Below are 14726 nucleotides of genomic sequence, written 5' to 3' on the forward strand. Positions count from 1 at the left end.
AGCCCGCCAAGGACATCCATCTCACGGCTGGTAAGATCAAAAACCTCAAGACCATCCCCGTCAAAATCACAAAGAGCATAGTCGTCAGGAGTGTCATTGGGCATTGGGGTGTCTAGAACGATGAGCTCAACGGGAACAACCGTGGCGCAGCCACCAGCATTCTCCACACGTGCCCAGACGGTCTCTGGGTTCGAGTTGTTTGTATATATGTTCTGATCTAGAGCATTGGTTACGTTTGGCGGATCTGCCTCTGCTTCTGCCTGGGTACGGTAGTAGGTGATGACAAGGGTGGGGTTACCGGCCCTGATCTCATCGTTCTTGGACGAGAGCATAAAGGTGGTGCTGTCATCATTGTCGGGGTCGCAGAGCTCGTAGGGAGTAGGGGCAAAGACCGAAGGGGCTTGGAGTACGGTAATCGCAATTTCGCCTTCATCGTGGCATCCTGTGATATTATTTGTTACTCGAGTATATAGTGTATATGGATAAGGTGGAGGAAGTGTCTGGTAATTGAATTTATCTACACCAGCAACACCATCTATAGCATCTTGAGGTGTATTATGATAAGAAACTGTAAAGTCAGCAGGCGTATTGGGACCAGCAATGTTTTGATCATTGATACTCAAATCTACCATTACAATCCCATCAGGAACATTATCATCACATACTTCAAAGGTTGCCATATCGTCAAAAAGGACAGGATCCGGATTTAAAACTAAAGTAAGTGGTACGACGCTGAAGCAATCAACTCCGCTAGATTGCTCCGTTACTCGAGCAAATACTACTTGTGTAGGTGGAGTTGTTATGGGGAAGTCTGCAGCAAAGGGATGCATTGTTTCATCTGGAATGGTTGAGACGGCTGTTTGGTCATTTGCATCTGCTACATTGTCAAACCAAATAATATCATGGTTCGCAGGATCTAATGCGCCAAGAACTTCTGCATTTCGGCTTGTTAAATCATAAAGCTCTATGCCATCATTGTTGTCATCACAAAGAGGATAGTCTGCTGGTGTTGTTGCCTCGGGAGAACGCACAATTGTAAGGGCAAATGAGTTTTGCGGACTCTCACAAGCAGCGGTTCCCGTGGTTACCTCGTAAGTGTATATGGTGACTGGATATTGGTTCGGAAAGAAGTCAAAATAAGTAATAGTCTGTCCTTGAGTATAGGTATCTCCAGTTCCATCAGGATTTGTTGCAAAGTATGCATTAGGACGCGCGGCTCCCATTTGGGTAATTTCTGGGAATGTAAAAGTGTCACATTCATTCTGATCTGCTATAGGGTCGAGTATAGGAGTCGCTACAACTGTCACAAATATAGAATATGGATCCCCTGTACAACCATCTGCGGTGCTTGTGGGTGTTATAATATATTCTACAGTAGTATCTACCGTTGTGGTATTTGTGAGCGTGTCATCTATAATTGATGTTGGATTGCCAGGAGCAAGTGTCTCTCCAGTAACGTTTGGGTTGTCTACAGCCTCCCAAGAAAAAGTAGAAGGCAATGTCACCGTGGGATCGAGATCAATGTTGAGGGTTTCTGTTGTACAGATTTCTTGATTGCTTGCAATACCATCTCCAACTGGTTCTGGATTAACTGTAACTGTGACTGTAAATGGAGTTCCAGGACAATCTGATGTAAAACCAGTTCCTGTAGGCGTGACAGTATAAATTACTGTTTGTGCCAACCCAGAGACATTATTAAGAACATCCGTTATAGTTGTAGCCGTATTTGCTACTGTCGTCTCTCCTGTTACGTCAGGGTTATCTATCGCCAGCCAAGAGAAAGTAGAAGGAATACCCACATCTGCCGTTAAATCGTGGGCTAACGCAATATCACTGCATAAAGTTTCGGTAGCGTTTGTGCCTACAGGTTCCGGGCTTACGGTTATTGTTACTGTAAACGGTGCTCCTGGACACATACCAACACTTGTAGATGTTGGTGTAACTGTGTAAACAACGTCTTGATCTGTAAGAGATATATTTACTAGAGTGTCTGTGATATCTGACGTAGTTGTTACGGTTGTCGTCTCACCCGATACGTTTGGATTATCCGTAGCGATCCAACTGAATGTTGATGCCACATCAACATCCATTGTAAGATCGTGTGCTAGTGTATCTTGAGAACATACGTCCTCTGTAGCATCAGTACCTATAGGTTGTGGGAATACGGTAACGACAAGCTCAAATGTTTCTCCAACACAACCTAGTGGATCACTCGTAGGAGTTATGGTGTAGGTGACCGTTTCAATAGCCGTTCCTGTATTAATAAGAGTATCTGTTATGAGGTCTGTAGTAGTTGTAGTTGTAGTCTCACCAGTAATATTTGTATTATCTGCAGCACTCCAAGAAAAAGTTGAGGCAATGTCAACATCTCCATTTAAATCGTGAGCAAGCGCCGTACCTTCACAAACTTGTTCCGTAGCATCTGTTCCTACTGGTTCTGGATTTACAGTTACGGTCACTGTAAAAGGAGTCCCAGGACAATCTGATGTGAATCCACTTCCTGTAGGAGTAACTGTATACACGACTATTTGAGGAGTACCAGACACGTTATTTAATACATCAGTAATTGAAGTTGGAGTGCTGGGCGTAGTCGTTTCTCCTGTTACGTCAGGATTATCTGTCGCCAGCCAAGAGAATGTAGATGGAATATTAACATCTGCATTTAAATCGTGAGCTAGTGCTACATCACTACACAACGTTTCGGTAGCGTTTGTACCTACAGGTTCTGGGCTTACGGTTACCGTTACTGTAAACGGAGCTCCAGGGCACATTCCAGCGGTTGTAGATGTAGGAGTTACTGTATAAACTACATCTTGATCTGCAATAGAGGTGTTTACAAGTGTATCCGTAATATCCGTTGCCGTAGCCATTGTGGTAGTTTCACCTGTAACGTTAGGATTATCTGCTGCCATCCAGCTGAAGGTGGAAGCTACATCAACATCTGCTGTGAGGTCGTGTGCTAGCGTGTCTTGAGAACAAATATCCTCTGTAGCATTTGTGCCAACAGGTTGCGGGAACACAGTAACTACAAGTTCAAATGTATCTCCCACGCAACCTAATGGGTCGCTTGTAGGAGTAATGGTGTAGATTACTGTCTCAATAGCAGTTCCTGTATTGATGAGCGTATCAGTAATGTTATCTGTGGTTGTCGCAACAGTTGTTTCTCCTGTAATATTTGGATTATCTGCCGCGAGCCAAGAAAACATAGCTGGAATATTTACATCTGCATTAAGATCGTGAGCGAGTGGAGTTCCTTCACAAACCTGCTCTGTAGCATCTGTTCCTACTGGTTCTGGATTTACCGTGACAGTTACCGTAAAGGCCGCTCCTACACAATTTGTAGTGAATCCACTTCCTGTAGGGATCACGGTATAGATTACCGTTTCAGGCATCGTAGTAACATTAGTAAGGATATCAGTAATTGAGGTTGCCGTACTGGTTGCTGTCGTTTCTCCTGTAACATTAGGATTATCTGCTGCTTGCCACGAGAAGGTTGATGGGATATTGACATCTGCCGTGAGGTCGTGAGCTAGCGCTATACCACTACAGGATGTTTCTGTAGCATTTGTCCCGACGGGCTCTGGACTGACAGTTACGGTAACTGTAAACGGTGCTCCCGCACACATTCCTGGCCCAGTGGCAGTAGGTGTTACCGTATATATTACATCTTGATCTGTTGTACTTGTGTTCGTAAGAGTGTCGGTAATGTCTGATGCGGTAGAAGTCGCCGTCGTTTCTCCTGTTACATTTGGATTGTCTGCTGCGCTCCAAGAGAATGTAGATGCTATGTCTACATCGCCATTTAGATCGTGCGCTAGCGCTGTACCTGTACAAATATCTTCAGTAGCATTTGTTCCTGTAGGTGTTTGATTAATAGTAACCGTAAACATTTCCTCATCTGAGCAATTAGAAGGTATCGGAGATGTATCAAATATCCAAATATCTTGTGTTGTGGTTATTGTACTATTATTTGCAATGGCTGTTCCTCCGCCCATTGCTTGGCTCGCTGTTCTATATTCTGGTGCGTAGGCATCTGTCACTAAAGTTGCAATGTCTGGTAGTGTAAATGAATCACAGGCAATTTGATTACCTGGATTTGCAATTACTGGAAATGGATTGAAGACAACATCAAATTGTTCCGTATTGGTAGCACCTGAGGGTAGAGAAATAATTACCTCATAAAAACCAGTATCCATTACATCGATAGTATTGAATCCAGGGCCATTAAAAATAACAACTGGACCACCACCCATTCCATCATCAAAACTCCATTGATAGTTTGTAGCTAAAGGATCTGTAGCATCTAATGTTTCGGTATCTCCTTCACAAAGCTGAGAACCTACTACTGAGCAATCTAATGCTGATGGTTCACCAAAAGTCAAATCAAACATATTAAAAGAAGCTGAAAATCGATCAACTGCAATTATGATTTCATCTCCCGGCACCACATTGATTGGACTAGATTGTGGGCTTCCTCCTGCTCCTTGACAATTGTTTGTTGATGTCGTACTCAGACCTGTATTTCCAGGAGTACCTGAATAATTTATTCGATCAGGAGTTCCCATATTGTCACAATCTGCATTTAGCCAAACTGCGAAATCGTAATCATTAGGAGTTGTAGGTTCAATCTGAAAAGTAAAAGTCGAGACTTCATCGATTAAAATGAAATACCAAGCAACTCGATCTCCATCTATATTTGTACAAGGACCGTTAATTGGGATAGGCGAAGGATCAGAGGCTGTATTGTTTAATCCATCTTGACTAGTGCATATAGGTTCTAGGATATCACAAACCTGAGACTGAACAGCAAAACTTCCTAAAAAGAGGAAAATAAATGCTACAATGTGTTTAGGGAAAGTTTTCATTTATTACAGTTTTTCGATTTGTTGTTCGTGTAAAATCGTATTTCCTGATTTGAACTTCAGGTTATATTTTCCTTTAAGGAGGAAACTGAGATCATATTTTTTAGTAGCTTCGATTAGTGCCACTTCTTCAAAAGACTTTACTATCTTCTGATTTTTGTCTAAAATTTCGACAGTAAAATTAGTTTCAATAGGAAAAGAATATTCTATAACTGCAGATCCTTGAATGTTTTTTGATAAAAGATTAATAGGTTTTGGATTGTTTCCTTCTGATTGTGAATAACTAGAGGTTGTAACCAATAAAAAACAGCCTAGAACTAGGGCTTTAAGTAGGATTTTCATACATAGGGTGTTTAAGGCGATGAAAATATGAAAATTATGTGAAAAAACTGTTAAATCAAAGTGGTTTTGTGTAGCGCATATGCTCTAGATTATAATCAGGAATGCTCTATACTTCCTCAAATCTTGTCTATATTAAAAAGAATTTGGACATTCGTTTATAGTATCTCAATTATATGCTCTACCAAGCCAAGCACTTTTTAAAATTTCGCCGAAAGGCAAAAAATGAGCACGGCATACATTCTCCCTTTGTGTATGATCTGGTGACCAAGTGCTTTTATGATAAAGAACCAAAGCCTTATTATAAACGTCTTAAACAGTATAGAAAAGCCCTACTGGGCGATAAAAGGACGATTACGGTAACAGATTTTGGCGCAGGATCGCGAGTTTTTAAAGGTAGTGAGCGAAAAATTGCTGCTATTGCAAAGCACGCTGGTGCCCGTAAAAAACGTATGAAACTGCTGGCTCGATTGGTACATTATTTTGAGATGCAATCCATTCTTGAAATAGGTACTTCAGTAGGGATGGGAACGGTAGCTCTTGCTGCCCGGTCTGGTTCACAAGTAACGAGCCTTGAAGGTTGCCCAGAGACGGCTCAAGTTGCTAGGGAGATGCTTAAACGTATGGGAGTTATAAATGTCGATGTTGTTGTGGGGCGTTTTTACGATACGCTAGAGTCGTATTCTGAGAAGAGCGAAAAAAAGCTGCTTCCCTCAACCTTAGACTTAATTTATTTTGACGGCAATCACGCTAAAGAAGCAACCCTATCTTATGTAAATCTGCTGCTACCTACGGTGCATAATGACACGGTATGGATTCTGGACGATATACATTGGTCACCAGAAATGACTGCCGCTTGGAAAGCTATAAAAGCTATGGAAATGGTAACCGTAACAATAGATTGCTTCTGGTTGGGATTTGTATTTTTCAGGAAAGAACAGGCGCGGGAAGACTTTTTAATTCGGCTTTAGGAATTAAAAATGACACTCTCTTTTATGTAAGACAGGTATTATCTTTAATTTTGAAAGGTTCTTGACTATCCTAAAAAAAGAATAACTATGACAACAAAGCAATTTTGGTTCAATCTACCCGTAAAAGATGTGGCAAAAGCTACGGAATTTTACAGAGCATTACGCTTTCGCGAAAGCGAGATGCATCCCAGTAACAACCATATGGCGCGATTTTTTATAGGAGAGCAGAAGGTAGGGATGATGCTCTTTCCAGATGCTACGTTCGAAGAATATACCAGCCACAAGGTAACAGACACAAATTTAAGTAGCGAAGTGCTCCTTAATATAGATGCCCAGAGTAGGGAAGAAGTACACGATTATGCCGAAGTTGCCAAAAAAGCTGGCGGTACGGTTTATCTGGAACCGCAATTACTGCAAGGATGGATGTACACGTGCGGCTTCTCAGATCTAGACGGGCACCGCTGGAATGTCCTATATATGGATATGGAAAATATGCCGAAAAGAAATTGAACGCGAACTTGAATTTGAAATCGAAGTCAAGCTTAAAGAAACAATATAAGGTGGTTGAGTGATTTTACTTTTTCACGAAAGTGAAAAATTAAAATTGTCTCGAAACTACCGCAAACAACCAACAATCAAATGAACCTCCACATATCAAACACGAAACAAGACGTTGCACAAGAATTTTCAAAATTTTTAATTGATTTTGCGCAGGATAAAGAGAAGGTGACCGTCGCGCTTTCTGGCGGAAGCACGCCAAAGGTTATTTTTGACATTCTTGCAGCAGATTTTGGTGACAAGGTAGATTGGTCTAAGTTTTATTTCTTTTGGGGAGATGAGCGTTGTGTTGCTCCTACAGATGAGCAGAGCAATTACAAAATGACAGTAGACCATTTGTTTTCAAAAATTGAAATTCCAGAAGCTAATATTTTTCGCATTCAGGGCGAGAATAATCCTCAGTTTGAGGCGCAACGCTATGGTTTGGTTTTAGAAAAGGAATTACGAATGGAAAATGAAGTGCCGCAGTTTGACCTCGTGATTTTAGGTATGGGGGATGATGGTCATACGGCTTCTATTTTTCCGCACGAGATTGAGCTTTGGGATTCAGATGCATGGTGTGCTGTTGCAACACATCCTGATTCTGGTCAAAAACGAGTCACGATTACTGGCGACGTCATAAATAATGCGGCAACGGTTGCCTTTCTCATTACAGGAAAAAGTAAAGCCGAAAAAATCAAAACGATTTTTAATAAAGAAGATGGTTATCTTCAGTACCCCGCAAGCCTCGTAGCTCCTGTAGATGGAGAATTACATTGGTTTATGGATACAGAAGCATCCCAAGGGATACAGAATTAGAGCTTTTGTTTACTTCTTGGTAGAAGATTTTTTAAATCTATCTCATAGGCGCGCTTTTGCCTATTTTTGCATCCTCAAAATTTTAATATGATTGCAGTAGATAATCTTGAAGTATCCTTTAGTGGCGACACGCTTTTTAGCAATGTCTCATTTTCTATAAATGAGAATGATAAAATAGCTTTAATGGGTAAAAATGGCGCCGGAAAGTCCACAATGATGAAGATCATTGCTGGAGTCCAAAAACCCAATAAAGGTAATGTGCGTACTCCCAAAGATGCTGTAATAGCTTACTTACCGCAACATTTACTTACTGATGATGATTGTACGGTGATGGAAGAAGCGTCTAAAGCTTTCTCCCACATTCTAGAAATGAAGGCCGAGATGGACCGTCTTAACAAGGAGCTAGGAACTCGCACCGATTATGAGTCTGATGGCTATATGGACATCATTACAAAAGTTTCTGAGCTAGGAGAAAAATATTATGCCATCGAGGAAACAAATATTGAAGAAGATGTAGAGAAGGCACTCAAAGGTTTAGGATTTAAAGGAACGGATTTTGACCGTCCCACGAGCGAATTCTCGGGAGGCTGGCGTATGCGCATCGAGCTTGCAAAAATCCTGCTCAAAAAACCTGACTTAATTCTGCTGGATGAGCCTACGAACCACGTGGATATTGAGTCTGTTATTTGGCTAGAGGATTTTCTTATCAATAAAGCAAAGGCAGTAATTGTAATCTCCCACGATAAGGCATTTATAGACAATATTACTAATAGAACCATCGAGGTCACGATGGGACGCATTTACGATTATAAGGCAAACTATTCTCATTACCTAGAACTACGGGCAGACCGCCGTTCTCACCAGATCAAGGCTTACCAAGAACAACAAAAATTCATTGCAGATAATCAGGCGTTTATAGACAGATTTAAAGGGACTTATAGCAAGACCAATCAAGTGACTTCTCGTGAGCGTATGCTCGAGAAGCTTGATATTATCGAGATAGATGAAGTGGACACGTCTGCCTTAGCCTTGCGTTTTCCGCCGGCGCCGCGTTCTGGAGATTTCCCTGTAAAGGTTAAAGGACTGACAAAGAAATATGATGATCACGTTGTCTTTAGCGATGCCAGTATGGATATCGCTCGAGGCGAAAAAGTAAGTTTCGTCGGTAGAAATGGAGAAGGAAAATCTACCATGATAAAAGCCATTCTCGGGGAGATAGAGGTACAAGGCGATTGCCAGCTAGGACATAATGTAAAAGTGGGCTACTTTGCGCAAAATCAGGCCGCCTTACTCGATCCTGAACTTACGGTTTTCCAAACCGTAGATGAAGTTGCTAAAGGTGACGTGCGTACCCAAGTAAAAAATATCCTAGGCCGTTTTATGTTTTCCGGAGACGATATCGAGAAGAAAGTCAGTGTGCTTTCTGGCGGAGAGAAAACAAGACTGGCGATGGTAAAACTATTGCTGGAGCCTGTAAATCTTCTCATTCTCGATGAGCCTACAAACCATCTTGACATTAAATCAAAAGACGTGCTTAAGGAAGCTTTGCAAACCTTTGACGGCACTTTAATTCTCGTAAGTCACGACCGTGACTTCCTGCGCGGACTTTCAAAAAAGGTTTTTGAGTTTAAAGAAAAGCGTGTTATTGAACATTTTGAAACCATAGATGATTTCTTAAAACGCAATAGGATTGAGAATCTCAAGGAGATAGACTTGATGAAGGCTTAGTATGTTCCAGAAAATAGAAAGCACAGTCTATCCCCCTCAAATACCAACATTGGTATGGGACGGTGATTGTACGTTCTGCAAGTTTTGGAAAACGCGCTGGGAAATGCGCACAAATGGAAAGTTATCCTTCAAGCCCTATCAACAAGTGACCGAAAATTTTCCAGATATTCCTGTAAAGGAATTTAAGAAAGCCAGTAGATTTATTGATACTGACGGTCAAATCTATAGCGGTCCAGACAGCGCATATCGCTCACTTTACGTTTCGGGGAATTCCTTTTGGCACAAACTGTATCGCTCACAGCGATGGTTTGAGTGGCTCAGTGATTTTGGATACAATCACATTGCAAAGAACAGGTCATTTTACTATAAAATGACCATTAACTTCTTTGGGAAGAATCCTCAACGACTTCGGTATTATTGGGTATTATATTTGATAGGTTTATGCATATTTATGGGTTGGTTACATAGGTGCCTTCTGTGATATTTAGTTCTACCTGCTCAGTTTTAAATAAATTCTCTTTATGAAAACAGTATTACTCTGTCTTTTTTCTGTTCTATGTGTTCAAGCGCAGGAAGTACAAATCTTTTCTTTTTATTTTCCTAATGACGGTGCACATTTGATAATGAGCCAAAAGAAAAAAGCAGATAGCTTAAAACTTCTTTTTCAAAGGGACTCCATCACGATTGTATTAACAGGATATGCAAATGCTTATGCGAGTGATGCTTATAATCTCAAACTTGCACAAGCAAGAATCAAAACGGTGAAGGATTATCTAGCACCGCTCAAAGTAAATCAAACGGATGCCATCGGAGAGTTGGACGGATATTCTTGGGAAGAGCGTAGGGTAGACGCCACCATAACTATTACAGAACGCAACATTCCAGATAGCACTCAGTTTAAAAAAGATGAACCCATAGCTACAGGAAATAAAAGGCGTATGCTCTCTTCTCGCAGGCTAGATATCACTTCTTATAGTGAGCTAGAAATAAATGAAAAAACAGTACTTTTTGGTATTTTCTTTCAGGGTGGAACTGATAGAATGTTAGGATCGAGTAGTGAGATCACCCTTCGTAAATTGTTACGATTTATGAATGGTTACCCTAATCGTAAAATTAAACTCACAGGTCACATTTGCTGTTCTATGGATAAATCTCCAGAAGAGGACGGAACAAATAATAGAACAAAGTCTAACACACTTTCTTTGGACAGAGCAAAGGCCGTGTACGATTATCTAATACGCAAGGGAATTTCACCCGACCGAATGGCATATGAGGGTCTCGCTTATCTAGAACCTCTCGATTGGGAAGAAACTAAAAACAGACGGGTAGAGATCACGATACTAGAGTAGTACATCACTTTTGCAAAGCGTACTTTGGGCAGCTCAATTTGAAATTTTTCAAAATTGCTTCGCATCGTTTACTTCGATCCAGTATCCGTCTGGGTCTTGGAAGTATAGTTGTCGAATATTATCGGAACGTGTAGAAATAGCCTTTGGCGTTCCGGGCCAGTCGCTATAATTTATTTCTTTTGAGTTTGCGCTTTCGCGAAAGCGGTCAAAATCATCTACCGCCAGTGCAAGATGAACACCTTTAGGAATTTTCTTGTCCAGACTGTCCACCTCGATTATATGCAGTTCCTGTGAGTTTCCTAGTCGAAACCACCTAATATGACTGAGGCCAGTGCCATTCTTGATTTCTTGAAGTCCAAAAATATCTTGGTAAAAGGCGACGCTTCGTTCAAGGTTTACAACATTTATGGCATAATGGTCTATGGTAAATTGCATAGGTTCTTGAGCTTGGGTTTGAAATAAACTAGCGAGCAAGATTGAAAGTACGACAAGAGGTTTTAATGCGGTCATTATTTATTGTTTTACGAGTCTCTTGTAGGTATTCCCTGCGCTCACAAAGTACACACCACTAGATAAATGTGCAACGTCAATGTTATTTTTTAATGCTGCGGGCTTGAAAACCTCAAGTTTACGACCATTTACATCATAAATCGTTATTTCCTCTAGCTTATCTCGAGTGTGCTCCACAGTAAACGATCCCTTAGTAGGGTTTGGGTAAATGAGGAAATCTCCAGTATTGAAATCTACTAGGCTAAGTTCATTTTCTCCCTCGAGCACCGTGAGTGTTCTGTTTATGGAAGGTTCAAGAATCTCATCTACAATTCCAGAAGGCCATCTTACAATGACTTTTTCTATAGCTGTTGCGGTTGCAATTCCAAAATGTGTTTGCAATGAATTCTGTGTGCCGTAACTTTCTCCGGCTCGCACTTCTCGTATTTGGAGTCCCCAATCTCCATAGAGCTCGATGCGGGCGCCTATTCCATTGGAGTTACTTTCATCTCCTTTTAAGTCAAGTTTTATCCAGTTGTTCTCGTTGCCGTTATTTAAGAATAATTGGTCATTTGCGCTGTCGCTAGGGTTATTAAAACCACTCGCATAGCCCGCAATGATGTCTATAAAGCCATCATTATTTAAATCACCTACCGCGGCGCTCTGTACGTGATCCCCATTGCGTGTAAAAGGATTGACAGCTTCTGTAAATGTTATATCCCCGTTATTAAGAAGGATTTTATCATCACCATCTGTCGTGGTCATATAGATATCTATAAAACCATTATTATCAAAATCTTCCATCATCACCTGAATGCCAAACCCTATTTCCTGCAGAGCTGTTTCTACCCCAGTTTGAGCGGTAATATCTGTAAACGTTCCATCTCCGTTATTTGCATAAATCTGGTGATTAGAAAAATGATTTACAATTACCGCATCTAAGTCTCCATCATTATCTATATCTTCAAAGTTAGTGCTCCACGTTTGGGTCATAGGAAGCAGGCCAGCACTTTCGGCGACATCAGTAAAGTTATTGTTGCCATCGTTTTGAAAAAGAAGATTCAAACGACGGCCGTCCATAGGGTCATCTACACCCTGACGACACTTAGAAATGTAAAGATCCAAGTCACCATCATTATCATAGTCCATCCATATAGAACCATAATTACCAGAATTGTCTGAAGCTACAGTACTCGAGGTATCTATGAGTCCTAGGTCATAGGTAAGGTTTCCGGAGCCATCGTTTTTATAGGGGTTAGATAATCCATCATCGTGACATCCAAAAAAATCGATATTTCCGTCGTTATTAATGTCTACAAAGTTTGCGTTTTGTAAAAAGATATTTGGACCGTCAAGGGTTTCGACCGTAAAAGATGTCCCAGAGGCATCTGCTTTGAGCAATTTTAGGTCATCGTATGATCCACCAAGAATAATGTCGTTAAAGCCGTTGTCATCCACATCGGCAATGGTCATTCCCCACGGGCCTCCTATGCCCGTTCCTAATGCTGCAAGGGTAAAGGAGCCGTCTTCTTGTTGATATTCGATTTCTAGGTTTTGAGCACCGTCCAGACGTATGATGTCGTCCAGTCCATCATTGTTTACATCAGTCACGGCCATAGCCACGCCACTTCTTAAGTTGTTATTTACTAATAGGTCAGTAGCATCTGAGAAGGTTAGTTGCGCTTTCGCGAAAGCGGAAATCATTAAAATTCCAGCTAAGAGGTAAAGATTGGTTTTCATAATACTTGTTTTAGTTTTGTGGAACAGGCGGTGGTCCTGGAGGAACAATAGCTTCATAAACGGCGTCACCTTTGCGTTCTTTATATTCGGCTTTTACTTCTTGTACTAGTTTTGGGTTTTCAAAAAGGTCGAGCATTGTCATAGACATTGCTTTGCTGGCATACGTCATTCCTTTGTGCCCTATGGACATCCCACCACAAGCAACAACGGCCCACGAGTGCCACGGTGTGTCCTTAGGAGCGGTGGTTACACCTAGATTGATATTTGCCACGTTCCAGCTCACGTCACCTACATCTGTACTGCCACCGCCAGGATTCTCCTTAGTATCCTCTAGCGGATTGATATCACTATCCATCCCAACTTGTGGCTTGCCCGTGACTTCCTGAATTTTTTTACCAAAGGCGACTTCCTCAGCCGTATATTGGATAGGGCCTAAAAGTTCTAGGTTTTTTTGCATCACGGCGCCTCCTGTTCTGTTTACAAGAACCTCGTAAATTCCAGAAATAAGCGAGACTTTATAGTCGACATCTGCAAGTATCGCAGCACCTTCCACCATTTCTTGTAATCTTTCATACACCGGCATCATTCCCTTACGCTCCGTATCACGCACGCGCATCCAGAGACGGGAATAGTCTGGCACCACATTTACCACTTGACCACCATCTTGTATGTGATAATGCATACGTACGGTAGGTTTTACGTGCTCTCGGTAATAATTAACTCCCGTGGTATACAGCTCTAACGCATCTGAGGCTGAGCGACCATTCCACGGGTCTGCACTGGCGTGAGCGGCCTGACCAAAGAATTCTATTTTAAAGTCTACAAGTGCGAGTGAGCTTTGCACATCTGCCTTTGTACTGGCAGATGGATGCCAAGAAACATTTACGTCTACACCATCCCAAACACCTTCACGTACCATCCATATTTTTCCAAAGAATTTCTCTTCAGACGGTGTTCCCATAAACTTTACCGTTCCTTTTATCTTCCCGGCTTCTATCTGCTCTTTTATGGCGATTGCTGCGCCCAGACTTGCTGCGCCAAACATATTGTGACCACAGCCGTGACCCGGTTTTCCTTCCTCCAGCGGATTTTTTGTGGGTTCCGTTTTTTGAGACAGGCCGGGCAGTGCGTCAAATTCGCCCAAAACACTAATCACAGGACTTCCTGAGCCATAGGTAGCCACAAATGCGGTAGGCATCCCCGCAACACCACGGTCTACGGTAAAGCCATTTTTTTCGGCATAGCTGGCGAGGACCTCGGCAGATTTTGTTTCTTCAAAAGCGGTTTCTGCCAGCGCCCAGATCTCATCTGAAATTTTGATGAGTTCGGCCTCGTGCTTTTCGACAGAGGCAATAACGGCTTTTTTAGTAGCGCTCATTTTTTGAGCCGAAAGGGATATCGAAAAGATTCCTACGGCGAGGAGAAGAAGTGCTTTTTTCATTTTGGTGGGTTGTTTGTGTGCTTCTAAGGTACGCAAAATGAGAATATGGAATTTGAAAAAATGGAATGTCCCGATTGTTCTTCTGAATGTAAATGATGTTGAGTTGCTTTAAATCAAGTAGGTGGCGTTACGCTTTCGCGAAAGGTTTATTAGATATAAAAAAAGCCAGAACTCATTGAGTTTTGGCTTTGCTGGGTTTTTGATTTAACGGTTTTGGCTATGAGTAGTTGCGTGGTTTAGCGATTAACTTTTTAAGTACACACCAAACTGAAAATCCGCGAGGATTTTCAGAAGTAGGCGAGAACAAGCAATTACTTATAGCCATTGTGCCTGTTGCACAACTCCCTAAAAATAGGTAATTTCATGGTATGCAAGGCAAGAAGGTATATCAAGAAAAACTTTTTAATAGTTTCCAGTTAAGTGATCGTGTTCCAGAGTTTAATTTTTATCG

Annotated in this window: 11 protein-coding genes; 6 read left to right on the forward strand and 5 right to left on the reverse strand. The window is 41.5% G+C overall.

Annotated features, from left to right (window positions below; translation table 11 throughout):
• The coding region (locus EAX61_RS16060) for a PKD-like domain-containing protein (RefSeq protein ID WP_147448392.1) at positions 1 to 4865 on the reverse strand (4865 nt) is incomplete at its 3' end.
• A 3-nt stretch (positions 4866 to 4868) separates the two neighbouring features.
• A complete protein-coding gene (locus EAX61_RS16065; protein ID WP_121918734.1) occupies positions 4869 to 5204 on the reverse strand; it encodes a T9SS type A sorting domain-containing protein in 336 nt (111 codons plus the stop codon).
• Positions 5205 to 5377: 173 nt separating this feature from the next.
• On the opposite strand from EAX61_RS16065, the gene EAX61_RS16070 reads away from it, so the two are divergent.
• The 6 genes from EAX61_RS16070 (at position 5378) to EAX61_RS16095 (ending at position 10605) form a co-directional block, all read left to right on the forward strand.
• Positions 5378 to 6172 carry an O-methyltransferase gene (locus tag EAX61_RS16070; RefSeq protein WP_121918735.1) on the forward strand — a complete coding sequence of 265 codons (795 nt, stop codon included), beginning with the start codon at positions 5378 to 5380 and terminating at the stop codon, positions 6170 to 6172.
• Positions 6173 to 6259: 87 nt separating this feature from the next.
• Positions 6260 to 6682: a VOC family protein gene (locus EAX61_RS16075; RefSeq protein ID WP_121918736.1), complete on the forward strand. Its 423-nt coding sequence runs from the start codon at positions 6260 to 6262 to the stop codon at positions 6680 to 6682.
• A 129-nt stretch (positions 6683 to 6811) separates the two neighbouring features.
• Positions 6812 to 7528 carry a 6-phosphogluconolactonase gene (gene pgl, locus EAX61_RS16080; protein WP_121918737.1) on the forward strand — a complete coding sequence of 239 codons (717 nt, stop codon included), beginning with the start codon at positions 6812 to 6814 and terminating at the stop codon, positions 7526 to 7528.
• 87 nt (positions 7529 to 7615) lie between these two features.
• The gene (locus EAX61_RS16085) at positions 7616 to 9256 is read left to right on the forward strand and encodes an ABC-F family ATP-binding cassette domain-containing protein (RefSeq protein ID WP_121918738.1); all 1641 of its coding nucleotides are present in this window, start codon (positions 7616 to 7618) and stop codon (positions 9254 to 9256) included.
• Position 9257: 1 nt separating this feature from the next.
• Positions 9258 to 9737 (forward strand): thiol-disulfide oxidoreductase DCC family protein, encoded by a 480-nt coding sequence (locus EAX61_RS16090; protein WP_121918739.1) that lies wholly within the window; start codon positions 9258 to 9260, stop codon positions 9735 to 9737.
• Positions 9738 to 9777: 40 nt separating this feature from the next.
• The gene (locus tag EAX61_RS16095; protein WP_121918740.1) at positions 9778 to 10605 is read left to right on the forward strand and encodes an OmpA family protein; all 828 of its coding nucleotides are present in this window, start codon (positions 9778 to 9780) and stop codon (positions 10603 to 10605) included.
• Between the two features lie 48 nt (positions 10606 to 10653).
• Here the strand turns inward: EAX61_RS16095 and EAX61_RS16100 are convergent, their stop codons facing one another.
• The 3 genes from EAX61_RS16100 to EAX61_RS16110 are packed head-to-tail and all read right to left on the reverse strand — an operon-like array spanning position 10654 to position 14275.
• Complete coding sequence (locus EAX61_RS16100; protein ID WP_121918741.1) at positions 10654 to 11115, reverse strand: VOC family protein; 462 nt, start codon at positions 11113 to 11115, stop codon at positions 10654 to 10656.
• A 3-nt stretch (positions 11116 to 11118) separates the two neighbouring features.
• A complete protein-coding gene (locus tag EAX61_RS16105) occupies positions 11119 to 12834 on the reverse strand; it encodes a T9SS type A sorting domain-containing protein (protein ID WP_161555248.1) in 1716 nt (571 codons plus the stop codon).
• 10 nt (positions 12835 to 12844) lie between these two features.
• Positions 12845 to 14275 carry an amidohydrolase gene (locus EAX61_RS16110; RefSeq protein ID WP_121918743.1) on the reverse strand — a complete coding sequence of 477 codons (1431 nt, stop codon included), beginning with the start codon at positions 14273 to 14275 and terminating at the stop codon, positions 12845 to 12847.
• Positions 14276 to 14726 lie beyond the last annotated feature (451 nt).

The sequence above is a fragment of the Dokdonia sinensis genome (genome assembly GCF_003688895.1).
GTDB classification, from domain to species: Bacteria; Bacteroidota; Bacteroidia; order Flavobacteriales; family Flavobacteriaceae; genus Dokdonia; species Dokdonia sinensis.

What these genes read in the sequence shown, in the direction of transcription:
- EAX61_RS16065 (WP_121918734.1), bottom strand. Translation starts at nt 5,204, where the DNA reads ATGAAAATCCTACTTAAAGCCCTAGTTCTAGGCTGTTTTTTATTGGTT.
- EAX61_RS16070 (WP_121918735.1), top strand. Translation starts at nt 5,378, where the DNA reads ATGCTCTACCAAGCCAAGCACTTTTTAAAATTTCGCCGAAAGGCAAAA.
- EAX61_RS16075 (WP_121918736.1), top strand. Translation starts at nt 6,260, where the DNA reads ATGACAACAAAGCAATTTTGGTTCAATCTACCCGTAAAAGATGTGGCA.
- pgl (WP_121918737.1), top strand. Translation starts at nt 6,812, where the DNA reads ATGAACCTCCACATATCAAACACGAAACAAGACGTTGCACAAGAATTT.
- EAX61_RS16085 (WP_121918738.1), top strand. Translation starts at nt 7,616, where the DNA reads ATGATTGCAGTAGATAATCTTGAAGTATCCTTTAGTGGCGACACGCTT.
- EAX61_RS16090 (WP_121918739.1), top strand. Translation starts at nt 9,258, where the DNA reads ATGTTCCAGAAAATAGAAAGCACAGTCTATCCCCCTCAAATACCAACA.
- EAX61_RS16095 (WP_121918740.1), top strand. Translation starts at nt 9,778, where the DNA reads ATGAAAACAGTATTACTCTGTCTTTTTTCTGTTCTATGTGTTCAAGCG.
- EAX61_RS16100 (WP_121918741.1), bottom strand. Translation starts at nt 11,115, where the DNA reads ATGACCGCATTAAAACCTCTTGTCGTACTTTCAATCTTGCTCGCTAGT.
- EAX61_RS16105 (WP_161555248.1), bottom strand. Translation starts at nt 12,834, where the DNA reads ATGAAAACCAATCTTTACCTCTTAGCTGGAATTTTAATGATTTCCGCT.
- EAX61_RS16110 (WP_121918743.1), bottom strand. Translation starts at nt 14,275, where the DNA reads ATGAAAAAAGCACTTCTTCTCCTCGCCGTAGGAATCTTTTCGATATCC.